Below are 21,621 nucleotides of genomic sequence, written 5' to 3'. Positions count from 1 at the left end.
CAATAGCTCTCAACACTAGTAGAACATTTCTAGAAGATCGAAAGCCAGATGACTCAACCCAGTCTTAGCGAACTCGAGTCCGCTGGGTCAGCCGCGACATATCCAGAAGTAGTGGCGCTGCTGCTATGCCCAAGCGTTGCCTGAAGCGTGAAGACATCCACCCCGCGGCGGATGGCGTGCGTGGCGTGGGTATGGCGCAGTTTGTGGGGATGGAGATGAACCTCCGCTTCCCGCCCCCAACGGCGCATCCGCTCAGCAATCGCCTGCCGACTCAGAGGACCGTCCTTCCGGTTGGAGGGAAAGACCCAATCCCCTGACTCCCTTCGCCCCAAGGACTCAAACAGCTCCAGGGTTTCAACGCTGATCCGAACTGTGCGTTGCTTGCTGCCCTTCCCAAGCAGCGTGACTTGCCCGCCCCCATCGACAGCCTCAATGTCGCCCCACTTCAGGCGAGCCAATTCCGAGACCCGGCAACCAAGCAGGTAGCTCGCTCGCACCAGAACAAAATCCCTGGCTGCTGTTTTGGAGCCCTCAGCCTTGGCTTGGCTGATCCTGCCGAGCACTGCGGAGAGATCTGCTTCTGGCAATGGCTTCGCCAGCTTCGGTGCGTGGAGCTGAACTCGCGGGGGAATGGGATTACATGGCACTCCGGTGACAGCAGAACGGGAGGGCTCACAAGCCCAGCGGTACATCGCACTCACCGCACTGACTCGCCTGTTGAAGCTTCGGGGCTTCAGTTCTTGAGCCAACACCATGTCCCGCAGTAGGGACACCCAGTCATCAACAAGGGACGGGTCCAACTCCCGGAGGTGAAGGTGGGCGTGATGCTCATCACGCCAGCGGATGAAATGCCGCAGCTCACGGGCATAGCCGCTGATGGTCTCTTGGCTGCCAGTGCGGCTGCACTGCTCAAGGAAACGCTTCAGCAGCAACTCATCCCCCCAGAGGACAGCTCCTGCCTGAGCTGCGTCGAAAAGACGCGAGACGAAAGCCAATGCCTCCGCCTTATCCATTCCACTCAGGACGGGCGGGATCTTGGCAACAGTTTTGGCAACACTCCGTTTTTGAGCATCTGACGTAATCGCCAGATCAACTGCAGTGGAATGATTGAAGGGGCCTCCCAGCCCCCATGGATCATTTGGTTGATAAGGCTGATCTAACCCCATCTCCCTTAATTAGGGTCAGGCAGCCACAGGGGCGGTCTGACGGGAGAAACGAACGATGTTGTTCGCTGTTACGGGTTCGCTCTAACCGAGCAGGCTTCAGTCACCCTCCTCATGCCCCGTCGAAACCATTGCAGCCCCTTGAAGTGGAGCTGAGCGGAATCGAACCGCTGTCCGAAACACTGGTGTGAGCCACCTAGTCCGGTCGAGACCGGACCCCCTCATTCTGCAGGGTCAACGCACAATGGGAGAGACCTCCATCGAGGAGGACAACCGCCCCAGTCGATTGAGGTCATGACAGAGGCCTGGCAGCGGCAACCGGTCAAACGCCTCGCCAAGAGCGGCTTGATCCAAGGGATCGCGGTGCTCCCCCAGGGCCTTGAAGAAATTGGCGCCGAGGAGCTCATCAAGCTCGGCGCCAAGCAGGTGCAACCCCTGCGGCGCGCCGCGGCCTTTGAGGCGGACATGGCCTGCCTCTATCGGCTCCATCTGCAATGCCGCTATCCCTTCCGCTTCCTCCGGGAGATCGCGCGGTTCCCCTGCCATGACCGCGAGTCGCTCTACGACGGCATTCAGAACGCCCTGGACTGGGAGCGCTGGCTGCACCCTTCGATGAGCTTCCGCGTGGATGTCAGCGGCAGCAATCCCGGCCTGAGCCACAGCCACTACACGGCGCTACAGGTCAAGAACGCCGTCGTCGACCTGCAGCGTGACATCTGGGGCGAACGCTCCTCCGTGGACCTCGAGGAGCCTGACCTCTCCCTCCACGTCCACCTCAACCGCCACGAGGCGCGGCTCAGCCTCGATGGCTCTGGCGGCAGCCTCCATCGCCGCGGCTACCGCAGCGCCATGGGCCTCGCCCCCCTCAAGGAAAACCTGGCTGCCGGCCTGATCCGGCTGACGGGCTGGGATGGATCGATCCCCTTGGTCGATCCCCTCTGTGGATCGGGGACACTCCTGATCGAAGCGGCCAGCTGGGCCCTCTCCCAGGCCCCAGGCCTGAATCGCCCCTTTGCCCTCGAGGGATGGGCGGACTTTGACGCCGAGCTCTGGGACGAGGAGCAGCGCCGGGCCCAATCGCGCGAGCAACCGCTGAGCACGCTGCCGCTGCTGCTGGGCTGCGAACAGAACGCCAGCGTGGCGGAGCAAGCCAGACACAACGCCCAGGCCGCAGGACTCGCTGAAGCCATCACCCTCCAAACCGGCGATTTCCGCTCGCTCGACCTGCCCAGCGGCCCGGGAGTCCTGGTCTGCAATCCGCCCTATGGCGAGCGGATTGGTGAACGCGATGAACTCGAGCAGCTCTATGCCGATCTCGGGGCCATGGTGAAAGAGCGCTGCAGTGGCTGGAGCCTCTGGCTCCTCAGCGGCAACCCGGAGCTGACCGGCGCCCTACGCATGAAAGCCAGCCGGCGCATTCCGATCAGCAACGGAGGCATTGATTGCCGCTGGCTCCACTACGAAATCCGCTAAAGCCAGCCCTAGGCTTCTGCCATGAGTCACTGGATCACCCCCCTACTGGCCAGCAGCCAGGGGTTAATGACGATCCCCCTCGAGATTCAACTGCTCTTCATCGGAGCGGTGTATCTGGGCACGCTGATCATCAGCCGCTTCTCGATTCGAATTGGGATTCCCGCTGTTCTTGGGGTTCTCTTCTTAGGCCTGCTGATCAATCTGCAGGTTCTCGATATCCATCCATCCGAGGTCGAACGGCTTCAGACCTTCTCACTGGCCCTACTGCTGTTTTATGCCGGGCTGAAAACCGATACGCAGGCCATTCGTGGCTTCCTCAAATACGGCCTTGTGCTGGCCATTGCCGGGGTCGCCGTCTCCACCCTGGTCCTTGGGGCTGCGATTGTCTGGCTGACCTCCCAAAGCGGGGCGGCCATCACCCCGGGGCTCAGCAATGCCATCCCCCTGGGGGCAGCTCTTCTCGTGGCCGCCTGCCTGGGTTCCACCGACGCCGGAGCCACCCTCGGGGTCCTGCGTCAGGTCAAACGGCATGTGCCGAAAAATGTTCAAGATCTGCTCGAATTTGAGTCTTCCGTCAACGACCCATCGGCGCTGATTTTGTTCAGCATCGCCGCCAGTCTCTTCAGCGTTGGAGCGCAAGGGCAAGCACTCCCGGATGTTGTCATTAGCGGCTTCTCAAGCCTGTTGCAAAAAATCGGTTCCGGAGTCCTGGTGGGCCTGGGATTTGGTTATGTCGCCCGGGTGATGATCAACCGCCTGGTGGTTGACCGCGAGCAACTGCTCATCGTGGCGATCTCCATCGCCTTTATGGATTACGGCTGCACACAAATCCTGGGCGGATCGGGCTTTGTCGCGGTCTATATCACCGGTCTAATGATGACCAATGAGCACTACCAACGCCCCGAGATCAACCACCAAACGATTCAAGAAGTGCTGCTGCCGTTCAACACCATGACGGAGATCAGCATCTTTTTCATCTTTGGTCTGCTGGTGGATCCAACCCACCTGCTGCCCGCCCTGCCGGCCGGCCTGGCCACCGCCGCGGTCCTGATGCTCGTCGCCCGGCCCCTGAGCGTCCTGATCTTTCAGCGGCTCTCGCCTTTCAGCCTGAAGGAGTCCTTATTGATCGCCTGGTGCGGCCTACGCGGAGCGGTCCCCCTGGCTCTCTCCTTCAACGTCATGGGCGCCATCCCGCTGTTGCGGGGAGTGCCCAGCGATGCAGCCGCGAGCGTCCTGGCCCAGAACTGCCAGGGGATCGTTTTCATCACGGTGATCCTCAACCTCAGCCTGCAGGGGCTCTCCCTACCGGGCCTCTGCCGCTGGCTCAGCGACCCACCAACGCCCGAGTCGTCTTCGTAAGACCCGCCAAGGTTTCGGGCAGGTAGGGGCCCTTGGTCATCAGGCCACCGATCCGCAGGAACACAGCACTCAGCAACAGGTTCACCGCCATCAAGCCCAGGGCGGAGTGGATCCAGCTCCAGCCCCAGTTCTGATGCAGCCAGAACAACAGCGCCACATCGGCCGCCAACCAGGCCATCAACAGCGCCGAGAGACCCGCCATCAGCAGCACGACCCCGCCAATCAAACGGCGCTTCTCGCGGTCGGCCTCCTTCAGGGCGATCCGGACATGCAGGTCCATCACCGAGGCCACCAACCCCGTGATCCGGGAGGCCGCCTTCAAGGGGACGCCACGCCGCGGCGCGTCCTGCGAAGAAGAGGAGTCGGAGCTGGTCATGACGAACGGCGGCCGGAGAGCAACAGACCGAGCAGTAGCCCCACTCCAGCAGCCAATCCCAAAGCCATCAAGGGGCGCTCCCGCACCGGTTTTTCGATGCGGGGCCGCAAGTTGGCATTGAGGTCATCCAGCAGATGCTCCAGCTGCTCCTCCAGCGGCCGCAGGGAATCCGCCCACTGCTGGGCCTGGCCCTCGCCCACCGTCAGCAGATCGAGCAACTGCTCCTTGACTCCCTCACTGGTGCGGCCGGTCTGCCGGGCAATCACCTCCACCACCGTGTCCAGGCTGCCCCGCGTGGCCTCCAGGGTGTGACGAGCGACGTCTGGCCACTCCCGCTGGATCGTCGGCAGAAACTGCTCGAAGCGTTCCCGAAACAGGCTCGCCACCGGCGAGAGGGGCTCGGTTTCAGGCACCTCCTCCGGCTCGATCTTGGCCCGCCAGGGCTGCTCCTGCACGGGCTCCTGGGGGACACCGTTGCTGGTCGTGCCTGAGTCCATGGAGCCGTGGGACAGCCACCACACCGTAGTGACCATGCCTTGAAATCGACAGAGGGTCGGCTACCTTTCTGGTGCTCGACGCTCGGGCCTGTTGGTTCACATCAATCAGGTAGAGCTGACCCACTTCAAGTCCTTTGGCGGATCGATGTCGATCCCATTGGACGAGGGGTTCACGGTGGTCACCGGCCCGAACGGCTCGGGCAAAAGCAACATCCTCGATGGGGTCCTCTTCTGTCTGGGCCTCGCCAGCAGCCGCGGCATGCGGGCGGAGCGACTGCCCGACCTGGTCAACAGCTCCAAGCTCAAGCAGGGCAAAGCGGCCGAAACGGTCGTCTCCGTTCGCTTCGACCTGAGCGACTGGCAGCCCGATGAGGCAGAACAGGGTCTCGAGGCACCCGAAGAAGGCCCCTGGATCAAGCCCGGGCAAACAGAGTGGACCGTCACCCGCCGGCTGCGCATTGCCCCCGGCGGCACCTACGCCAGCACCTACAGCGCCGACGGCATCCCCTGCAATCTCCAGCAGCTGCAAACCCAGCTGCGCCGGCTGCGGGTGGACCCTGAAGGCAGCAACGTCGTCATGCAGGGCGACGTCACCCGCATCGTCTCGATGAGTTCCCGCGACCGCCGCGGAATCATCGATGAGCTCGCCGGGGTGGCCCTCTTCGACTCCCGCATCGAGCAGACCCGCTCCAAGCTCTCGGACGTGCAGGACCGGGAAGAGCGCTGCGCCATCGTCCAGCAGGAACTGCTGGTCTCCCGGCAAAAGCTCGAGCGGGACTGCGCCAAAGCCCGCACCTACCAGGAGCTGCGGGAGCGCTTCCAGCGAGGCCGTCTGCAGGAGCAGGTGCTCGGGTTCGAGCAGGCCGAGGCCCAGTTCAAACAACTGCAGAGCCGCCAGGAGGCGCTCAAGCGCCAGCAAGAGAACGAGCGCCAGAGCGTCAGCGAAGGTCGAAGCACCCTCGAGACCGCCTCCAAAGCCCTCGACGCCCTGCAGGCCGAGGTCAAAGCCCTTGGGGAAGATCAGCTCCTGGCGGTGCAGTCCGAGCTCGCTGGCCTGGAGGCAAGCGCCAGGGAACTCAGCCGCCAAGCGGAGAAACACCAACAAGGCGCCGAGGAACTCCAGCGTCAGCGGATGGAGCTGGGCCGCCAGCAGGCCGACCTCAAACAGCAGCAAAGCCAGCTCAACAGCGCTGACGACCAGGCCAGCCTGGAGGAGGCCGAAGCCGGCTGCCGCACTGCCGAAGCCGCCGTCGAACTCTCACGCCGTCGCCTGGGGGAAGTGGCCGGCCGCAGCGGCAGCTGGCTGGAGGAGCAAAAGCAGCGCAGCCGCCAACGCCAGGAGCTCCAGGCCAAGCTCTCCCCGCTGCAGGCCGAACAGCAGCAGCTCGTCGAGCGCCTGCGCCAAGAGCAGGAACGCCTGGGAGAACTGCAGGAGCAACTGCAACAGGACGCCGCCAGCAGCGATGGGGTCTCCAGCTCCCTCACCGCCCTGGAGGACGAGTGGCATCAACTGCTCGACGAGCTCAAGGCCCAGCAGACCCGCGCCCAGGAGCTCGCCGAAGCCCTCGCGCTGCAGCAGCGCACCCGCCAACGGCTCGAGCAGGAGCAGGTCAGCCTGGAGCGAGACATCGCCCGGATGGAGTCCCGGCGGGAAACCATCCAGGAAAGCCGCGGCACCGGAGCCCTGCGCCTGCTGCTCGAGGCTGGACTCGAGGGCATCCACGGCCCCGTCGCCCAACTCGCCGAGGTGGACGAAGCCCATCGCCTCGCCCTGGAGGTAGCTGCCGGCGCCCGCCTTGGCCAGGTGGTGGTCGATGACGACCGCATTGCCGCCCGGGCGATCGATCTGCTCAAAAGCCGCCGGGCGGGTCGCCTGACCTTCCTGCCCCTCAACAAGATCCGTGGCGGGGGCGGGGCGATGCGCAACGGCGCCGCCTTTGAGCGCGGTGGCGCAGCCGTGGGCGGCGACGGTCTGGTGGGGCGGGCCGTGGAGCTCGTGCGCTTTGAGCCCGTCTATGGCGAGGTCTTCCGCTACGTCTTCGGCGACACCCTGGTCTTCCGGGATCTCGCCAGCGCCCGCCGCGAACTGGGCCGCTGCCGCGCCGTCACCCTCGATGGCGAACTGCTCGAGAAGAGCGGGGCCATGACCGGAGGGAGCCTGCAACAACGGGGCAATCAACTCAGCTTCGGTGCCGCCAGCGACGCCGACGAAGCCGAACCCCTACGCCGGCGTCTGCTGGAGCTCGGGGAAACCCTGCTGGCCAGCAAGCGCAAGGAATCCGAGCTCGGACGGGCCCTCGAAGAACTGCGGCCGCAGCTCAGCCGGCTGGAGCAACGCAAGGCCGCCCTGGACGCCGAGCGCACGGCCGCCCAACGGGCCAGCGGCCCGCTGCAGGAACGCCGCAATCAGCTCAGCGCGCGGATCAAGCAGATCGAGACCGACCTGGGCGGCGGGCAGCAGCGCCTGCAGGCCATCGCCACGGAACTCACCCCGCTGCAGCAAGCCCTGCAGCAGCTAGAGGCCAGTGAAGCCAGCGCCCAAGCCAGCGGCGACAGCGAGCGCTGGCAGGGCCTGCAGCAGGAACTCGAGGCCGCCGATGCCGCCCTGACCCAGGCCAGACAGGAACGCGACAACCTGCTGGCCGCTCGCCGGGAGAGGGGACTGGCCGCCGAGCGGGTCAGCAGCCAACTCCAAGCCCTGGGCGGGGAAGAGCAGCGGCTCGCCCAGGCCGTCAATGCCCTGATCGCTGAGCGCACCCAGTGGAAGGAGCAGCAGCAGGCCGATCAACAGAAGCGCAGCGCCCTCGAGGCCAAGCAACAGGAGCTCCAAACCCGCTTTGGTGAGCGGCGCCGCGCCCGCGATGAAGCCGAGGCCCAACTCGCCAAGCAGCGCCAGGCCCTGCAACAACAGGAATGGGAACTGCAGCGCCTGGGCGAGGAACTCCTGGCCCTGGCCGAGGAGGAGCGCAGCAGCGGCGGCCGGCTGGAGCAGCTGCAACGGGAGCTCCCCGATCCCCTGCCTGAGATCCCCGAGGAGGTGCGCGAGAACGGCCTCGAGGCCCTACAGGCCGAGCTCAAGAGCCTGCAGCAGCGCATGGAGGCCCTCGAGCCGGTCAACATGCTTGCCCTGCAGGAGCTCGAAGAACTCGAGACGCGGCTGGCGGACCTGCAGGAGCGACTCGACGTCCTCTGCAAAGAACGCGAGGAGCTGCTGCTGCGCATCGAAACCGTGGCCACCCTGCGCCAGGAGGCCTTCATGGAGGCCTTCAACGCCGTTGATGAGCACTTCCGCGACATCTTTGCCGGCCTCTCCGACGGCGAGGGCTTCCTGCAGCTGGAAAACCAGGAGGCTCCCCTCGAGGGCGGCCTCAACCTGGTGGCCCACCCCAAGGGCAAGGCCGTGCGCCGCCTGGCCTCCATGAGCGGCGGCGAGAAGTCCCTGACGGCCCTGAGCTTCCTCTTTGCCCTGCAGCGCTTTCGCCCGTCGCCCTTCTACGCCCTTGATGAGGTCGACAGCTTCCTCGATGGCGTGAACGTCGAGCGGCTCGCCGCCCTGATCGCCCAGCAGGCCGATGCCGCCCAGTTCCTGGTGGTCAGCCACCGCCGTCCGATGATTGGGGCCGCCACCCGCACCATCGGTGTGACCCAAGCCCGCGGGGCCCACACCCAGGTGGTGGGATTACCCCCGGCGGCCTAACCAAGCTCCGACAGGTTTTCGGTCACAATGCGCCCATGACAAGCACTCCACCCGGAAGCGACCCAGCGGCCACCCCCAGCGACCGCCTCTGGCTGCGCTCGGAGCTCATGGGCACCCAGGTGATCACCCGGGACACCGGTCGGCGTCTGGGTGTGGTGGGCGAAGTTGTGGTGGATATCGACCGCCGCGAGGTGGTCTCCCTGGGGCTGCGGGACAACCCGCTCACGCGTTTTCTGCCGGGCCTGCCCCGCTGGATGCCCCTGGAGAGCATCCGCCAAGTGGGCGATGTGATCCTGGTGGATTCGGCTGACTCCCTCTCGGAGAACTTCGATCCGGACCGTTATTCCCGGGTGATCAACTGCCAGGTGATCACTGAATCCGGGGAGCAGCTGGGCCGCGTGCTGGGCTTCAGCTTTGACATCGAGACCGGCGAACTCACCACCCTGGTGCTCGGAGCCGTTGGTGTCCCGCTACTCGGCGAGGGTGTGCTCAGCACCTGGGAGCTGACCGTTGAAGAGATCGTCAGCAGCGGTCCCGATCGGATCATTGTTTATGAGGGCGCCGAGGAGAAGCTCAAGCAGCTCGGCACCGGTCTTTTGGAAAAGCTCGGCGTCGGTGGCCCCAGCTGGGAGCAGGAGGAACGCGAGCGCTATCGCCTGAACATGGTTCCCGTCGAGAACCAACTGGCCGCGGGCCAACCCACCGCGCAGGAGGAGCAGCGCCGCATCGAGCCGGCCACCAACCGCCGCTTCGAACCGGAAGAGGACTACGACTACGTCGAGGTCGAGCAGCGCCGCGAACGCGAGCCCCTGCGCCAGCGCCGCTATCTCGATGAGGAGCCCGCACCGCGCCGCTATGTGCGCGATGAGTCCCCCCTGGACGTCGAGCCCTATGAGCCCTTCGACGAGCGGGCACCCCTGCCGCGGCGTCGGGAGCCCTCCGGCGGCGGCGATCCCTGGTGAGGGAAGGGCCTAGCCCTTCTCCTCCTCAAAATTCAAGGACGCGGAATTGACGCAGTAGCGCAGCCCGGTGGGGGTGGGGCCGTCATTGAAGACGTGACCCAGGTGGGCATCGCAGTTGGCGCACTTGATCTCGGTGCGGACCATGCCGTGGCTGGTGTCCGAGTGGGTGCTGATGGCGCCCTCCTTGGCCCCATCCCAGAAGCTCGGCCAGCCGGTGCCGGAGTTGAACTTGGTCTCAGAGCTAAACAGCTCACTGCCGCAGCAGACGCAGCGGTACATCCCCTTGGCCTTGTTGTCCCAGTAGATCCCGGTGAAGGCCCGCTCGGTCCCGCCCATGCGGGCCACCTGGAACTGCTCAGGGGTGAGCTTCTCGCGCCATTGCTCGTTGTCGTGCTGGGCGGCGTCAGCCATCGCTTGGAAGCCTGGGAAACCCGCTCAAACTAGGCAGCGCCAGCAGAAGGTGGCGGCAGCAATTCCCGCACCATCCCAGCCAGAGCCGCCACGGCCCCGGGCTGCCCCCGCAGGCTGCGCAGGTCCTCCCGCATCCCCTCCAGGCGCTGCGGATGGGCCAGCCAATCGGCGGCCTCAGCGGCGATCTCCTGGGGTGTGATCGCCCCGACCCGCTCGGGGACCACCTGACGGCCTGCGGAGATGTTGGGCCAGGCCAAGAAGCCGTGGTTGCGCATCCGCCAGGCCGTCAAGGCCGCCCCCAGCAGCCAACGCAAGAAGGGCAGGCGGGCGAGGATTCCAATGCCCCCATCCCAGGCCTGCATCACATGCAAGTGCTGGGTCGGCACCAGCACGATCATCGGCACCCCCAGGGCACCCAACTCCGCGGTGTTCGCCCCGACGGTGGTCAGGGCCAGTTGGCATTGACTCAGCACCCCGTGGGCTGGCTGCTCCTCCACCAAGCGGATCCGCGAGCCGGCGGGGGTCACTAAGTCAGAGCCCTCCAGCACCGGCTCACCCGAGCCGTAGTGCTGCGCGATCGGATTCGCCGCACTGCCATAGGCCAGCAGCTCCTGAACACTGGTGGTCGGAGCCACCGGCAGCAGAAAGCGGATACCCGGCCGCTGGGCCACCAGACGATCAGCGGCCTCCAGCAAAAACGGCACGCCCACCTGCAACTTGGCGCGTTTGGAACCGGGCATCAACGCCACCCATTCCCCCTGGGGCAAGGGGCGCTCCGAGCGCGCGGCCTCCGAGAGATCCGCCATCAGGTCACCGACCACCTGGCAGCGGGGTTGCCAACGCCGCGCCAGGCGATCCGCCGCCGCCGGCCCCATGGCCGCAATCCGGTCGTTCCAGCGGGGCCAGCGCGCCACCCATTCGGCATAAGTGATGTGGCGATAGCCCAGGCGCGCTGAGAGCAGCACGGTCCAGAACTGATCGCCCCCGAGGAACACCACAACGCCACGACGGGGCCAACGGCCCAAGCGCTGGGGCCTGAGCAACAGGCTCCAGAAGCGCTTGGCCGGACTGATCCGCTCAAACAAGCCCATCCGATCCGCCACCTGGTGCTCAATGCCCGTGGCATTGGGGCAGGGCACCAAGACCAACTGCAGGGCCATCGGCGCCCCAGGCGTCAGGGGCCGCAGGGGCAACTCACGGTGCAACCGCTGGGCCAGGGGCCGCACCCAGGTGGCCAGCTCACCAGGGCCATTGCAGACCAAGACGATGCAGGCATCGCCGTGTGGATTGGGCTCAGCGGCGGCAGGCTTCACGCTGCGGAGCTCTAAAACAATGCGGATGGCGAGACTTGAACTCGCAAGACCGAAGTCACACGCCCCTCAAACGTGCGTGTCTACCAATTCCACCACATCCGCGTGGTAGTGAGCGTCCAAGCCAAAACGAAGTCCTGGTCTGGAATCTCGGGGGGAGTCCACCACCAAAAATTGGTGGCGTGAGGGGTGCAGCACTGATGCACTGCCCAGGCAATATACCCATCGCCTGACCCCGCCCAGCAAGGGGATGGGCCCAGTCATCACTGATACAGTCCACCCGGCCCGCCCTGCCGGATTCGCCGGACTGCCACTGGATGCCCATCGGCAAACTGCTGATCGCCAACCGCGGCGAAATTGCTCTTCGGATCCTGCGCAGCTGCCGGGAATTAGGAATCCCCACCGTTGCCGTCTACAGCACGGTCGACCGCAACGCCCTGCACGTCCAGCTCGCTGATGAAGCGGTCTGCATCGGCGATGCACCCAGCAGCAAGAGCTATCTCAATATCCCCAACATCCTGGCGGCCGCCACCTCCCGGGGTGCCGATGCGATCCACCCCGGATACGGCTTCCTGGCGGAAAACGACAAGTTCGCCGAGATCTGCGCTGACCACGGCCTGACCTTTGTCGGACCCTCGCCGGACTCCATCCGCTCAATGGGCGACAAGTCCACGGCCAAGGCCACCATGCAGAAGGTGGGCGTTCCCACCATCCCCGGCAGTGAAGGGCTACTGGAGAACGTGGATGAAGCCAGGACCCTGGCGGAATCCATGGGCTATCCCGTGATGATCAAAGCCACCGCCGGTGGCGGTGGCCGCGGGATGCGCCTGGTCCCCTCAGCGGACCAACTCGACAACCTCTTCAAGGCCGCCCAGGGCGAAGCGGAAGCCGCCTTTGGCAACCCCGGCCTCTACATGGAGAAATTCATCGACCGGCCCCGGCACGTCGAAGTGCAGGTGCTGGCCGACCGCCACGGCAATGTCGTCCACGTCGGGGAGCGGGACTGCTCGATTCAGCGGCGCCACCAAAAACTGCTGGAAGAGGCCCCCAGCGTCGCCATCAATGCTGAGCTGCGTCGCCGCATGGGAGACGCAGCGGTCGCGGCGGCCCGCACCATCGGTTACGAGGGCGCCGGCACAGTGGAGTTCCTGGTGGATCGCACCGGCAACTTCTATTTCATGGAGATGAACACCCGGATCCAGGTGGAGCATCCCGTCACCGAGATGGTGAGCGGGGTCGACCTGATTGCCGAGCAGCTGCGGATCGCCGGCGGCGAGCCCATCTCCTTTAGCCAAGAGGAGATCAAACTCACGGGCCATGCGATCGAGGTCCGCATCAACGCCGAGGATCCGCGCCAGAACTTCCGGCCCGCCCCCGGCAAGATCACCGGCTGGCTTCCCCCCGGCGGCCCAGGCGTCCGTTTCGATAGCCACGTCTACACGGGCTATGAGATCCCACCCTTCTATGACTCCCTGATCGGCAAGCTGATCGTCTGGGGTAAGGATCGCGACCACGCCCTCAAGCGGCTCAAGCGCGCCCTGGCGGAATGCGCCGTCACCGGCATTCCCACCACGATCGAATTCCACCTGCAATTGCTGGAGCGCCCGGAATTCATCTCCGGCGACGTCCACACCAAGTTCGTGGAGCAGGAGATGTTGCCGAACGGCTAGGCCGGCAGCACGCTCAGGCGCATCACCATCTGGGTCAAGAGGCCCTGCTGACCCACCAGCAGCTCGCGGATCAGGCTGACCAGTCCGACCCAAATCACCGGGGTGACATCGACGCCGCCAATCGGCGCAATCAGCTTGCGGCTCAGCGCCAGAACCGGCTCAGTCGGGACGGCCACGATCCGCAAGAAACCCTTGCTGAGATCGACCTGGGGATACCAGGTCAGGACGATCCGGAACAGGAACAGCAGGGTCCAAGCCGACAGCAACAGGCGCAGGCCCATGGTGAAGGGGGGCAGCACCAGACGGAGCAGTTCCAGGCTGGAGCCATCAGGTCCCGTCACAAAGCTCTAAGCAGCTGCTCCGCAATCGTAGGAAGTTGCCATCACTGCCTAGGATTGCCCGCGGATTCGGCACTGTCATGACCCCTTCCCTCGCCAATTTTCTGAGCAGCCTTGTCTGGGGCGCCGTGATCGTGGTCATCCCTGTGGCAGCCGCCGTGATCCTGATCAGCCAGAACGACCGCGTTGATCGCAAGCTCTGATCCCTCTGCGGGACTGCTGCGGCAGCTGCTGGCCTCGACGCCGGGCCTACAGTGACCTGAAAGGGCAAATCGATCTGTGGTTAACGCCAGCCTGAATTGGGCCAGCATTGTCGGGATCGTGCTGGCCGTCGGCGGGGCTCTCCTCTACTTCATGAGGAGCTTCAAGCCGGCTCTGGCGCGCGACTATGACGTGTTTTTTGCCGCCGTTGGGCTTCTCTGCGGCGGCATTCTCTTTTTTCAAGGCTGGCGCCTTGATCCGATCCTCCAGTTCGGTCAGTTCCTGCTGGCCGCTACCACCGTCTTCTTCGGCTACGAGAGCGTTCGGCTGCGTGGCGTGACAACGGAGCAGGCCCGCCGCTCGTCCTACTTCGACGACGACGAGGAACCCGCGCCCCGGCCCCGCATGGGTGGTGGTCGCGATTTCCGTGATGACGCCGATCGTTTCGACGATCCCCAGCCGCTTCGGCGTCGGATTCGCTCCCGCGACGACAGCTACGGCGAGCGTGAAGAAGATGACTTCTACCGCCCCCGTCGTCCAGCCCGAGCAGCCATCCCCGAGCGGGCCGCCTCCCGCGATGACTGGCAGGGTCAGGACCGATCGGCCCGCCCAGCACGCGAACCCGAACAGTCCAGCCGCTTCCGCGCCGGTGGAGCCCAAGCTGGCTCAGCGGAATTCGGCAGTCGCCGCCAAGGCCGAGAGGAGATGCGCCGCGGCAGCCGCCCCAACAGCCGGCCCGAGGAGATGCCCCGCTCCAGCCGGCGCGGCAGCCCCATGGGCTCCCCCGCTCCTGAAGGCAGCCGCAGCCCCAGCAATCCCGGCGTTCCCCAGGGCGCTCCCTATCAGGCCACTGCTGCGAAACCTGACGCGGACGCCGACGTGAGTGACGCTGAGTTCCGTCCCGTTCGCCCCGCCGCTGGCGGTGCCCCTCGCGACAACAGCTCCCGTTTCGACGACTGAGGCCCTTGCCCGCCAGAGCGTTGGTGCTGGCTGGCTTGCTGCTGGCCATCGGCGGCTGCGGCCTGCGCCGCCAGAGCGCCAGCCCCCTGGGGCTCAACGGCACTGAGAACCGCGAACAACCAGCGCTGAGCGGCGATGGTCGCCTTCTGGCCTCCCTTGTGGAGCGCGGCGGGCGCACCACCGTCCTGCTGCAGGAACGGCGGAGCGGCAAAGTTCTGCCCCTGCGCCACCTGAAGCGGCATCAACCCCACAGCTCCCCCTCCCTGAGTTGGAACGGCCGTTACCTCGCCCTGCTGATCCAGCGGGGGGCGCGCCGGGAGGCGGTAATTGAAGATCGGGCCAGCGGAGCACTGCAGCCCCTCTTCCTGCCGGGCAACGCCGAACCCAGGCGGCTCAGCCTGGCCCCCGATGCCCGACAACTGGCGGTGGAGCTCACCTCCCAGGGCAGCACCCGACTTCAGATCTACGACCTCAGCGGACTGCTGGAGCCGGACCTCGCCCCAGGGCAGCGCGAGAGCGGCGGCGGGCCAGGAGTCGAGCCTTGATCCGTCTTCTGCTCAGTGCTGGCGCGACGCTGCTGCTGCTCAGCGGCTGTGCTGGCGGACGTCTGCGCCCCCTGCCAGGACTGAACCAGCAGCTCAACCAACTGGGGCAAGGCCGGAGCCCCTCGCTGGCCGGGGGATGGCTGGCCCTGATCGCCGCCCGCGGCAATGGGCGCGTGCAGGTGCAGCTGATCGACGTCAACCGCCGCAACCCGGTCCCCTTACCGGGGCTGAATCGCCCCGATGCCCTACCGATCAGCGTTGCTGTGGATCAAAACGCTGAACGACTAGCGGTCGTGCGCCAACGGGAGGACCGCACGGAATTGGTGCTCTACAAGCGCAGCCTCCAGGCCACGCAGCTGCTGCCGATGGAGCCCGCCGGGGTTCCGCGCCAGGTCAGCTTCAGTGCCGATGGGCGCGTGCTAGCGGTGGAGGTCAGCCGGGGCGGGCTCTGGCAGATCGATCTCCTGGAGATTCCCTAAGGGAACCTCAGCCCACAAAACCAGCCCAGCGCAGGAAGGTCTCCCCACTGAGCGCCTCGACCACGAGGATCGCCACGAAACCAACCATCGCGAAGCGACCGTTCACCCGCTCGGCGTAACCACTCCAACCAAAGGCAGGAGCGTCGTTGGTGGTGGCGCTGGTCGCAGGGACCTCGGGCGTCTCGGACATCGTCGGATCAGGCTCCTTGGCTGAAGTCATAGCTGGTGGCGGGAATCAGCTTCCATCCCCCCTGGCCATCGAGCTCGAGCACCAGGTCGTGGAAGCTCTTGAGGCTAGGGCGGTGACCCACGCTCACGAAGGCCATCTCCCGTTGGGAGAGCAGCTCATAGAGGTGCTTCTCGGTGGCCACGTCCAAGGCGCTGGTGGCCTCATCCAGCACGACAAAGCGCGGGGAATTCAGCAGCAAGCGGGCGAACGCCAGGCGCTGCTGCTCCCCCAGGGACAGCAGCCGCGGCCAGTCCTGCTTGATGTCGAAATCCGGGTAGCGCTGCACCAAGGCCGACAGCCGCACCTCATTGAGGACGCTGCGGAGGTGCTCATCGCTGAAGCGCTGGGGCTCCTGGGGATAGCAGAGCTGCTCCCGCAGGCTGCCCAAAATCATGTAGGGCTTCTGAGGGATGAACAACAACTCCTGGTGGGGCGGGCGCTGGACCTCACCGCGGGCAGCGGGCCAAAGGCCACTGACCAGGCGCAGGAACGAGGTCTTGCCGCAACCGCTGGGACCAACGACAAGCACACGCTGCCCCGGCCCCACCTCCAAGCTGAGGTCCTCAATCAGACGTCGATCGCTGTTGGGGGGCACCAGATCCACGTGGCGCACCAACAGGGAACCCGAGGCCCCAGTGCTGGATTGCTCCTCGCTCAAGCGCTGCTGCTCAGCGTTGACCTCACTGATGGCCTCGACCTTGCCCTGGAACCCCTCCAGTCGGCTGATGGACGCCGAGAAAGCCGCCAGGCGATCGATGTTGTTCACGATGAAACTCACCGAGAACAACACCTGGGAGAAAGCAATACCGGACTGGGCAAAAACGCCGAAATCCACCTCCTTGGCGAAGTAAATCGGAGCGATCACCAGCCAGGGCAAAAAGCGAGAGAAGTAGTCATAGGAGCGCTGAATCACGCTGATCAGCGCCTCCCAAACAATCAGCTTGTTGTAGTTCTGAATCGCGCCACCCAGGCGGCGCTCTGCCTCCCGTGATTCCTGCTGTTCACCGCGGTAGAAGGCGATCGACTCGGCGTTGTCCCGAATGTGAACCAGGCCGTAGCGGAAGTCCGCCTCCAGCCTCAACTGGTCATAGTTCAGGGCCACCAGCTTGCGGCTGGCGAAGACGATCACGGCGGTGCCGCCCAGGGAATAAATCAGCAGCCACAGGGCCAGGGTGGAGCTGATCGTCCAGAGCACAACGATGAAGCTCAGGAAGGTCAAGACAGCGGAGACCACCTCAACGCTGACGCTCAGGCTGGTGCCGGTGAAACTCGCAGTGTCCTGGGAAATCCGTTGGTCCGGGTTATCAATCTCTTCAGCCGCCTCATCATTGGGATTGAGGACGTAGTAGGCCCGATTGGTCAGATAGCGGCGCAACAGGCGACCACTGAGCCACTCCCGCCAGAGCAAACCCAAGCGGGGGATCAGATAACTCTGCAGAGCCCGAATCGGCAGGGCCAGCACCAGGCAAAAGGCATAGATCGCGACGATCTGCCAGAACTCCTCGACCTTGTAGGTGACGAGTGCGTTTTCAACGTTGCGGGCGACGTAGCTAATGCCGACGTTGATGCCGTTGATCACCAGGATCAACAGGGTGATCACCCCCAGCAGCACCCAGGGGAGCCAGCGCCCCTGACGCAACTTGCTGCGCAGGGAGACAAAACTGCCGATCCCTGCGGCAAACAGCACCATCAAGATGGGGCCGGCAGGGCTCCCCCAGAGGGCGGCGATCTGCTGGGGAACTCCCGGCAGGAAGCGGGCCTGGAACTCGGGGATCAGCGCACCGCTGAGGGCCAGCACCCCGCTGAGCAGCAGCAGGGTGCTGCCGGCCACCACCGCGAGCAGGGCAACGATCAGCAGCAGAAACTGCCAACCGCTGGTCTCCTCGACGGGAAGGAAATAGGGCTGAGCCAGCCGCTGCAGCTTGATGAGCTGACGGCGGAAGGCCTGCAGGGGATTCATGACGGCGTTCAGATGCCGTCATTCTCGCCGCTGGGAACTCAGCCTGGAGGCCAAGCCAAGGGACGGCCACCAATCAGGTGCACATGCAGGTGAAAGACGGTCTGGCCGGCCTCCTCACCGCTATTGATCACCGTTCGAAAACCGCTCAGTCCCTCCTGCTTCGCCACCTTGGCGGCCACCAGCAGCAGATGGCCCAGCAACTGCTCCTGGCTGGCCTCGGCCTCCGCCAGGTTGACGATGTGCTCGCGGGGGATCACCAGGACGTGCACCGGTGCCTGCGGAGCCACGTCGCGGAAGGCCAGGCACTGCTCATCGGCATAGACCTGATCGCACGGGATCTCCCCCCGCAGGATGCGGCCAAAAATCGTGTCGTTGCTGGCGAGGTCAGCGGCGTCGGCCATGGGCTGGTGAAACAGCGGTGGAACGTCTATAGAGCGCTGTCCATGAGCCGATGCTGGCACGATCAAGCACCGCCGCGTTAGCGGGAATCGAGGCCTATCCCGTCCAGGTCGAGGTGGATCTCGCCCCGGGACTCCCGGCCCTGGTGATCGTCGGTCTGGCCGATGCGGCCGTGCAGGAATCCAGGGAGCGGGTGCGCTCAGCCCTGCGCAACAGCGGCCTACGGCTGCCCCTCTCGCGGGTGATCGTCAGCCTGGCGCCGGCCGACCGGCGCAAACAGGGCCCCAGCTTTGATCTCCCCATCGCCCTCGCCCTGGCCTGTGCGAGCGGGCAGCTCGAGCCCGACCGACTGGAGGGGATCTGGTGTAGCGGCGAGCTGGGTCTCGATGGCCAGTTGCGACCGATCCGCGGCGCCCTCTCCATCGCCCTGGCCGCCCAGCGGGCGGGGGCCCGGGCCCTGCTGGTCCCCCAGGCCAACGGCCCTGAGGCTCGCTTGGTCAGCGGCCTGGAGGTGCGCCCAATCAGCAGCCTGTGCGAAGCGCTCGAGGCACTGCAGCCGCACTACAGCCCCGGCCCGCTGCAGCCCTCAAGCGACACACCACAGCCCACGCCGATTCCCGTGGACCTGCAGGAGATCCAGGGCCAGGCCCACGGCCGGCGGGCCCTGGAGATCGCCGCGGCCGGGGGCCATCACCTCCTGCTGGTCGGCCCGCCCGGTTGCGGCAAAACCCTGCTGGCCCAGAGCCTGGCCGGACTGCTGCCGCCCCTCAGCCCACCGGAGCAGCTGGAGATCACCCAGCTCTATTCGGTGGCAGGAGAACTGGAGCAGCTGGGCGGATTGATCAGCACCCGGCCCTTCCGCAGCCCGCACCACAGCTGCTCAAGCGCGGCACTCCTGGGCGGCGGCAGTTGCCCAAGGCCTGGGGAATTGGCCCTGGCCCACCGGGGCGTGCTCTTTCTCGATGAGCTGGGGGAGTTCCGCCGCGATGTGCTCAATCAACTGCGGCAACCGCTCGAGCAGGGAACCCTCCGGCTCAGCCGGGCCAAGCAGCAGCTCCACTACCCCTGCTGCATCAGCCTGGTGGCCGCCACCAACCCCTGTCCCTGCGGCTGGTACGGCGACCCGGAGCACGACTGCAGCTGCACCACATCCGAGCGCCAGCGCTACTGGGGCCGCCTCTCGGGCCCGTTGCTCGATCGCATCGACCTCCAGGTCGTGATGCAACGGGTGCCCGCGCAGGTCCTGCGGCAGGGCTACTGCGACAGCGCCTCCAGCGAGCGCAGGCCCCCGGAGTCGACAGCCTCCGCCTCCCAGCGCATCCAGCAGGCGCGCCGGCGCATGAAGCAGCGCAATCCAGGTGCAGGGAGCAACCACAGGCTCAGCGCCCGTGATCTGCGCGATACGGGTGCGTTCAGCCAGGACACGCTGGCCCTTTGGGAGCAGGTTGTGGCCGCTCGGGCGCTCTCAGCCCGCAGCGGTCAGCGGCTGCTGAGCGTGTCCCGAACGATCGCGGATCTCAACGACGACGATCAGGTCGGGCCCCAAGCCGTGGCCGAGGCCCTGACCTACCGCAGCTTTACGGCCTAGTGCTTGTGGGGCGGGGTATCGCGATAGGGCTGAACGCCCACGTTGGGGGGCAGGTGCTGCCGCTCCTCGAGGGGATTGCCGAAGGCATTGCCCACGCTCTTGCCAAACCAGCGGTTGATGGCACTGATTAACTGCTTCACAGCGCACCTCGACGGAGACCTTCTCCATCATTGGTAGCCATGAAAAAAGCGGGAATCGGTGTTTCTACCGATTCCCGCAGGGACGCTGGGGCTGAAGCCGAGGCTCAGCGGCGGCGGCGGCGCTGTTGGGCTTTGCGCTTGTACTTCTCGACGGGGGTCTCGTGGTGACGCAGGCGCTTGAGATCGGCGAAGATCCCGGCCTTGGAGACCTGGCGCTTGAAGCGGCGCAGCGCCGACTCAATGCCCTCGTTCTCGCCGACGGTGACCTGGGTCATAAAACCGATCTAGGAATTTTGCAGTTTGAAGATGGTAGCAAGTGCTCTTCACCAGAGCCCTGGAACAGGAGCCTCAGGCGCTGGTTGATCACCGGTGGTCGCGGGCTGCTCCGCCACCGGCCAGCTGTCCCGGTAGATGTACACGTGCCCCAGGTTGCGTCCACCGAACTGGCGCCGCATCAACTTCCAGCCCGGCTCGGGCTGGAGCAGCAGGTAGTCGGTGTTTTGGCTGTGGCCGCCGCTGCGGGCAATCACCATCTCCGGCCCTGCACTCGGCTTGGAGGGGAACGCCATTAGCACGTTGTCCCCCTTCTCGCGCACAACGCTGATGCGGTAGGTGCTGGCGAGGTCCTCCTCCCCAACCCGCAGGGAATAGCCATTGCCGTCGATGTATCGGCTGCAGATCCCCGTGAAGTCAAAACTGGAGAGCAGGGGATCGACCTTGACCGGCCCTTCCTCGGCCAGGGCAAAGCAGGGCCGGGTGTCCTTGCGCTGTTCGTAGATGTTCAGCTGAGCCCGTTCTCCGGTGCCGATCGGAGCCGCGACGATGACGAACTTGGTCTGGTCCACCTCCACAGCGTCAAACAACGCTTTGGCCTGCACGCCGCCAGCCATCAGGCCGGCAAGCGGAAGCAGGGCAGCCAGGGATCGGACCAGAGAAAACACAGAGTCGCTTGGGTTGGCAGGGGCTGATCGTAAAAGTGATCGCCAGCGGCGCCAGTCCCTCAGGCCGGCTTATTGATCCGGATCGCCACCAGGAGGCTGATCAGTGTTCCCGGCAGGGCCAGGCCCAAGATCGTGCCGGTGGTCTTGACCCCCAGCTCAGGGTCGCCGTAGGCCAACTCGAAGACCGAGCCAGTGGCTGCAATACCCAGCACGCAAGCCAGGGCGAGAAACAGTCCCGCCAGGGGTTTCATCGGCATCTCGAAGGCTCAGGCGATGGTGTGAACGTCGGAGCGATTAAAGCCCTTTTCATTAAGGCCCTCGACGAGCTTCTCCTCGTCGGTGACCCGATCGACGAAGAGCACCCCGTTGAGGTGATCCATCTCGTGCTGGATGCAGCGGGCCATCAGGCCATCGGCCTTCATCCGCTTGGGACGGCCAAAGGCATCGCGGTAGCTGACATCCACCACGCTGGGGCGCACCACATCCAGATAGACCCCGGGGATGCTCAAGCAACCCTCCTCATAGGTGCAGAGCCCGCCGCCGACGGAGGTGATCTCCGGGTTGATCAAAACCAAAGGAGGGCTGCTGGGATCCTCCAACTCCAGGTCAATCACCAGCAACTGCTGATTCACGCCGATCTGGGGAGCGGCCAGACCGATGCCTTTGGCGGCGTACATGCTGACGAGCATGTCGGTGGCCAGCTTGCGCACCGCGTCATCCACCTTGCCGATGCGTCGCGCCGGCTCGCGCAGGACCTCATCACCCAGCTTGTGGATGTCGTAGGGAGGGTTCTCGATGGGCTCCTTAGACACCTGCAGGCGTCCCGAGAGCTCAGCCGAGCGCGCCAACTTGGCGAAGCTATTGGCCAAGACCTGTCCTCAACGGCGTTGCGAACAGCGATTCTAGGAGGCCTAATCGGCCTG

At 65.3% G+C, this 21,621-nt stretch carries 24 protein-coding genes and 1 tRNA gene; 10 read left to right on the top strand and 15 right to left on the bottom strand.

Annotation, left to right across the window (positions count from 1 at the left end; translation table 11 throughout):
* Nucleotides 1-53 precede the first annotated feature (53 nt).
* The gene (locus ACXIQ9_RS08015) at nucleotides 54-1,013 is read right to left on the bottom strand and encodes a tyrosine-type recombinase/integrase (protein ID WP_459016315.1); all 960 of its coding nucleotides are present in this window, start codon (nucleotides 1,011-1,013) and stop codon (nucleotides 54-56) included.
* A 444-nt stretch (nucleotides 1,014-1,457) separates the two neighbouring features.
* Here ACXIQ9_RS08015 and ACXIQ9_RS08010 point away from each other — a divergent pair, with 444 nt between their 5' ends.
* Together ACXIQ9_RS08010 and ACXIQ9_RS08005 are read left to right on the top strand one after the other, a co-directional pair.
* Nucleotides 1,458-2,636 carry a THUMP domain-containing class I SAM-dependent RNA methyltransferase gene (locus ACXIQ9_RS08010; RefSeq protein WP_459016314.1) on the top strand — a complete coding sequence of 393 codons (1,179 nt, stop codon included), beginning with the start codon at nucleotides 1,458-1,460 and terminating at the stop codon, nucleotides 2,634-2,636.
* A 21-nt stretch (nucleotides 2,637-2,657) separates the two neighbouring features.
* Nucleotides 2,658-3,995, top strand: a complete 1,338-nt coding sequence (locus ACXIQ9_RS08005; RefSeq protein ID WP_459016313.1) for a cation:proton antiporter domain-containing protein — start codon at nucleotides 2,658-2,660, stop codon at nucleotides 3,993-3,995.
* On the opposite strand, the gene ACXIQ9_RS08000 is transcribed toward ACXIQ9_RS08005, so the two are convergent.
* Nucleotides 3,961-4,371 (bottom strand): phage holin family protein, encoded by a 411-nt coding sequence (locus ACXIQ9_RS08000; protein WP_247479477.1) that lies wholly within the window; start codon nucleotides 4,369-4,371, stop codon nucleotides 3,961-3,963. The genes ACXIQ9_RS08005 and ACXIQ9_RS08000 overlap by 35 nt on opposite strands.
* The gene (locus ACXIQ9_RS07995; protein ID WP_459016312.1) at nucleotides 4,368-4,868 is read right to left on the bottom strand and encodes a glycine zipper domain-containing protein; all 501 of its coding nucleotides are present in this window, start codon (nucleotides 4,866-4,868) and stop codon (nucleotides 4,368-4,370) included. The genes ACXIQ9_RS08000 and ACXIQ9_RS07995 overlap by 4 nt, the downstream gene beginning before the upstream one ends.
* Nucleotides 4,869-4,959: 91 nt before the next feature.
* On the opposite strand from ACXIQ9_RS07995, the gene smc reads away from it, so the two are divergent.
* Both smc and ACXIQ9_RS07985 read left to right on the top strand, forming a co-directional pair.
* Complete coding sequence (gene smc / locus ACXIQ9_RS07990) at nucleotides 4,960-8,565, top strand: chromosome segregation protein SMC (RefSeq protein WP_459016311.1); 3,606 nt, start codon at nucleotides 4,960-4,962, stop codon at nucleotides 8,563-8,565.
* Nucleotides 8,566-8,600: 35 nt separating this feature from the next.
* Nucleotides 8,601-9,527, top strand: a complete 927-nt coding sequence (locus tag ACXIQ9_RS07985) for a PRC-barrel domain-containing protein (protein WP_247479483.1) — start codon at nucleotides 8,601-8,603, stop codon at nucleotides 9,525-9,527.
* Between the two features lie 9 nt (nucleotides 9,528-9,536).
* On the opposite strand, the gene msrB is transcribed toward ACXIQ9_RS07985, so the two are convergent.
* The 3 genes from msrB to ACXIQ9_RS07970 all read right to left on the bottom strand — a co-directional run bounded on the left by msrB (nucleotide 9,537) and on the right by ACXIQ9_RS07970 (nucleotide 11,353).
* Nucleotides 9,537-9,938, bottom strand: coding sequence for a peptide-methionine (R)-S-oxide reductase MsrB (msrB, locus tag ACXIQ9_RS07980; protein ID WP_247479485.1), 402 nt, complete (start codon nucleotides 9,936-9,938; stop codon nucleotides 9,537-9,539).
* 29 nt (nucleotides 9,939-9,967) lie between these two features.
* Nucleotides 9,968-11,251, bottom strand: coding sequence for a glycosyltransferase family protein (locus ACXIQ9_RS07975; protein ID WP_459016310.1), 1,284 nt, complete (start codon nucleotides 11,249-11,251; stop codon nucleotides 9,968-9,970).
* Nucleotides 11,252-11,271: 20 nt separating this feature from the next.
* Nucleotides 11,272-11,353, bottom strand: a tRNA-Leu gene (locus tag ACXIQ9_RS07970).
* 212 nt (nucleotides 11,354-11,565) lie between these two features.
* On the opposite strand from ACXIQ9_RS07970, the gene accC reads away from it, so the two are divergent.
* A complete protein-coding gene (accC, locus tag ACXIQ9_RS07965; protein WP_010312998.1) occupies nucleotides 11,566-12,918 on the top strand; it encodes an acetyl-CoA carboxylase biotin carboxylase subunit in 1,353 nt (450 codons plus the stop codon).
* On the opposite strand, the gene ACXIQ9_RS07960 is transcribed toward accC, so the two are convergent.
* Nucleotides 12,915-13,199, bottom strand: a complete 285-nt coding sequence (locus ACXIQ9_RS07960) for a YggT family protein (protein ID WP_459016404.1) — start codon at nucleotides 13,197-13,199, stop codon at nucleotides 12,915-12,917. The two genes, accC and ACXIQ9_RS07960, sit on opposite strands and share 4 nt — an antisense overlap.
* A 137-nt stretch (nucleotides 13,200-13,336) precedes the next feature.
* Between ACXIQ9_RS07960 and psbX the strand changes: the two genes are divergently transcribed.
* The 4 genes from psbX (at nucleotide 13,337) to ACXIQ9_RS07940 (ending at nucleotide 15,441) form a co-directional block, all read left to right on the top strand.
* Nucleotides 13,337-13,459 (top strand): photosystem II reaction center X protein, encoded by a 123-nt coding sequence (gene psbX / locus ACXIQ9_RS07955; RefSeq protein WP_010313012.1) that lies wholly within the window; start codon nucleotides 13,337-13,339, stop codon nucleotides 13,457-13,459.
* A gap of 76 nt (nucleotides 13,460-13,535) precedes the next feature.
* On the top strand, nucleotides 13,536-14,417 hold the full coding sequence (locus ACXIQ9_RS07950) for a Ycf66 family protein (RefSeq protein WP_459016309.1): 882 nt from the start codon (nucleotides 13,536-13,538) through the stop codon (nucleotides 14,415-14,417).
* A gap of 5 nt (nucleotides 14,418-14,422) precedes the next feature.
* A complete protein-coding gene (locus tag ACXIQ9_RS07945) occupies nucleotides 14,423-14,962 on the top strand; it encodes a TolB family protein (RefSeq protein WP_459016308.1) in 540 nt (179 codons plus the stop codon).
* The gene (locus ACXIQ9_RS07940) at nucleotides 14,959-15,441 is read left to right on the top strand and encodes a TolB-like translocation protein (RefSeq protein WP_296416295.1); all 483 of its coding nucleotides are present in this window, start codon (nucleotides 14,959-14,961) and stop codon (nucleotides 15,439-15,441) included. The genes ACXIQ9_RS07945 and ACXIQ9_RS07940 overlap by 4 nt, the downstream gene beginning before the upstream one ends.
* Before the next feature lie 7 nt (nucleotides 15,442-15,448).
* Here ACXIQ9_RS07940 and ACXIQ9_RS07935 read toward each other — a convergent pair whose 3' ends face one another.
* Genes ACXIQ9_RS07935 through ACXIQ9_RS07925 form a run of 3 tightly spaced genes read right to left on the bottom strand, consistent with a single transcriptional unit; the run spans nucleotide 15,449 to nucleotide 18,031 of the window.
* Nucleotides 15,449-15,631, bottom strand: coding sequence for a chlorophyll a/b-binding protein (locus ACXIQ9_RS07935; protein ID WP_371820521.1), 183 nt, complete (start codon nucleotides 15,629-15,631; stop codon nucleotides 15,449-15,451).
* Nucleotides 15,632-15,638: 7 nt separating this feature from the next.
* Complete coding sequence (locus ACXIQ9_RS07930) at nucleotides 15,639-17,630, bottom strand: ABC transporter ATP-binding protein/permease (protein ID WP_459016307.1); 1,992 nt, start codon at nucleotides 17,628-17,630, stop codon at nucleotides 15,639-15,641.
* A gap of 38 nt (nucleotides 17,631-17,668) precedes the next feature.
* Nucleotides 17,669-18,031, bottom strand: coding sequence for a histidine triad nucleotide-binding protein (locus ACXIQ9_RS07925; RefSeq protein WP_296416296.1), 363 nt, complete (start codon nucleotides 18,029-18,031; stop codon nucleotides 17,669-17,671).
* A gap of 50 nt (nucleotides 18,032-18,081) precedes the next feature.
* Here ACXIQ9_RS07925 and ACXIQ9_RS07920 point away from each other — a divergent pair, with 50 nt between their 5' ends.
* Nucleotides 18,082-19,617, top strand: a complete 1,536-nt coding sequence (locus ACXIQ9_RS07920; RefSeq protein WP_459016306.1) for a YifB family Mg chelatase-like AAA ATPase — start codon at nucleotides 18,082-18,084, stop codon at nucleotides 19,615-19,617.
* Here the strand turns inward: ACXIQ9_RS07920 and ACXIQ9_RS07915 are convergent.
* The 5 genes from ACXIQ9_RS07915 to def all read right to left on the bottom strand — a co-directional run bounded on the left by ACXIQ9_RS07915 (nucleotide 19,614) and on the right by def (nucleotide 21,567).
* On the bottom strand, nucleotides 19,614-19,757 hold the full coding sequence (locus tag ACXIQ9_RS07915) for a hypothetical protein (protein WP_010313022.1): 144 nt from the start codon (nucleotides 19,755-19,757) through the stop codon (nucleotides 19,614-19,616). The two genes, ACXIQ9_RS07920 and ACXIQ9_RS07915, sit on opposite strands and share 4 nt — an antisense overlap.
* Nucleotides 19,758-19,861: 104 nt before the next feature.
* Nucleotides 19,862-20,032 (bottom strand): 30S ribosomal protein S21, encoded by a 171-nt coding sequence (gene rpsU, locus ACXIQ9_RS07910; protein WP_010304532.1) that lies wholly within the window; start codon nucleotides 20,030-20,032, stop codon nucleotides 19,862-19,864.
* A gap of 48 nt (nucleotides 20,033-20,080) precedes the next feature.
* On the bottom strand, nucleotides 20,081-20,698 hold the full coding sequence (locus ACXIQ9_RS07905) for a DUF3747 domain-containing protein (RefSeq protein WP_296416298.1): 618 nt from the start codon (nucleotides 20,696-20,698) through the stop codon (nucleotides 20,081-20,083).
* A 59-nt stretch (nucleotides 20,699-20,757) separates the two neighbouring features.
* On the bottom strand, nucleotides 20,758-20,955 hold the full coding sequence (locus ACXIQ9_RS07900) for a hypothetical protein (RefSeq protein ID WP_010313026.1): 198 nt from the start codon (nucleotides 20,953-20,955) through the stop codon (nucleotides 20,758-20,760).
* Between the two features lie 9 nt (nucleotides 20,956-20,964).
* A complete protein-coding gene (def, locus tag ACXIQ9_RS07895; RefSeq protein WP_010313028.1) occupies nucleotides 20,965-21,567 on the bottom strand; it encodes a peptide deformylase in 603 nt (200 codons plus the stop codon).
* Between the last annotated feature and the right edge of the window lie 54 nt (nucleotides 21,568-21,621).

This window comes from Synechococcus sp. LTW-G, from assembly GCF_054459035.1.
The sequence above is the reverse complement of the archived record's forward strand: the minus strand, read 5'-3'. Positions and strand labels throughout refer to the sequence as shown.

Excerpts from the sequence above, each read along its gene's own strand:
- ACXIQ9_RS08015 (WP_459016315.1), bottom strand. The coding sequence starts at position 1,013 with ATGGATAAGGCGGAGGCATTGGCTTTCGTCTCGCGTCTTTTCGACGCA.
- ACXIQ9_RS08010 (WP_459016314.1), top strand. The coding sequence starts at position 1,458 with ATGACAGAGGCCTGGCAGCGGCAACCGGTCAAACGCCTCGCCAAGAGC.
- ACXIQ9_RS08005 (WP_459016313.1), top strand. The coding sequence starts at position 2,658 with ATGAGTCACTGGATCACCCCCCTACTGGCCAGCAGCCAGGGGTTAATG.
- ACXIQ9_RS08000 (WP_247479477.1), bottom strand. The coding sequence starts at position 4,371 with ATGACCAGCTCCGACTCCTCTTCTTCGCAGGACGCGCCGCGGCGTGGC.
- ACXIQ9_RS07995 (WP_459016312.1), bottom strand. The coding sequence starts at position 4,868 with ATGGACTCAGGCACGACCAGCAACGGTGTCCCCCAGGAGCCCGTGCAG.
- ACXIQ9_RS07985 (WP_247479483.1), top strand. The coding sequence starts at position 8,601 with ATGACAAGCACTCCACCCGGAAGCGACCCAGCGGCCACCCCCAGCGAC.
- msrB (WP_247479485.1), bottom strand. The coding sequence starts at position 9,938 with ATGGCTGACGCCGCCCAGCACGACAACGAGCAATGGCGCGAGAAGCTC.
- accC (WP_010312998.1), top strand. The coding sequence starts at position 11,566 with ATGCCCATCGGCAAACTGCTGATCGCCAACCGCGGCGAAATTGCTCTT.
- ACXIQ9_RS07960 (WP_459016404.1), bottom strand. The coding sequence starts at position 13,199 with ATGGGCCTGCGCCTGTTGCTGTCGGCTTGGACCCTGCTGTTCCTGTTC.
- psbX (WP_010313012.1), top strand. The coding sequence starts at position 13,337 with ATGACCCCTTCCCTCGCCAATTTTCTGAGCAGCCTTGTCTGGGGCGCC.
- ACXIQ9_RS07935 (WP_371820521.1), bottom strand. The coding sequence starts at position 15,631 with ATGTCCGAGACGCCCGAGGTCCCTGCGACCAGCGCCACCACCAACGAC.
- ACXIQ9_RS07930 (WP_459016307.1), bottom strand. The coding sequence starts at position 17,630 with ATGAATCCCCTGCAGGCCTTCCGCCGTCAGCTCATCAAGCTGCAGCGG.
- ACXIQ9_RS07925 (WP_296416296.1), bottom strand. The coding sequence starts at position 18,031 with ATGGCCGACGCCGCTGACCTCGCCAGCAACGACACGATTTTTGGCCGC.
- ACXIQ9_RS07920 (WP_459016306.1), top strand. The coding sequence starts at position 18,082 with ATGCTGGCACGATCAAGCACCGCCGCGTTAGCGGGAATCGAGGCCTAT.
- rpsU (WP_010304532.1), bottom strand. The coding sequence starts at position 20,032 with ATGACCCAGGTCACCGTCGGCGAGAACGAGGGCATTGAGTCGGCGCTG.
- ACXIQ9_RS07900 (WP_010313026.1), bottom strand. The coding sequence starts at position 20,955 with ATGCCGATGAAACCCCTGGCGGGACTGTTTCTCGCCCTGGCTTGCGTG.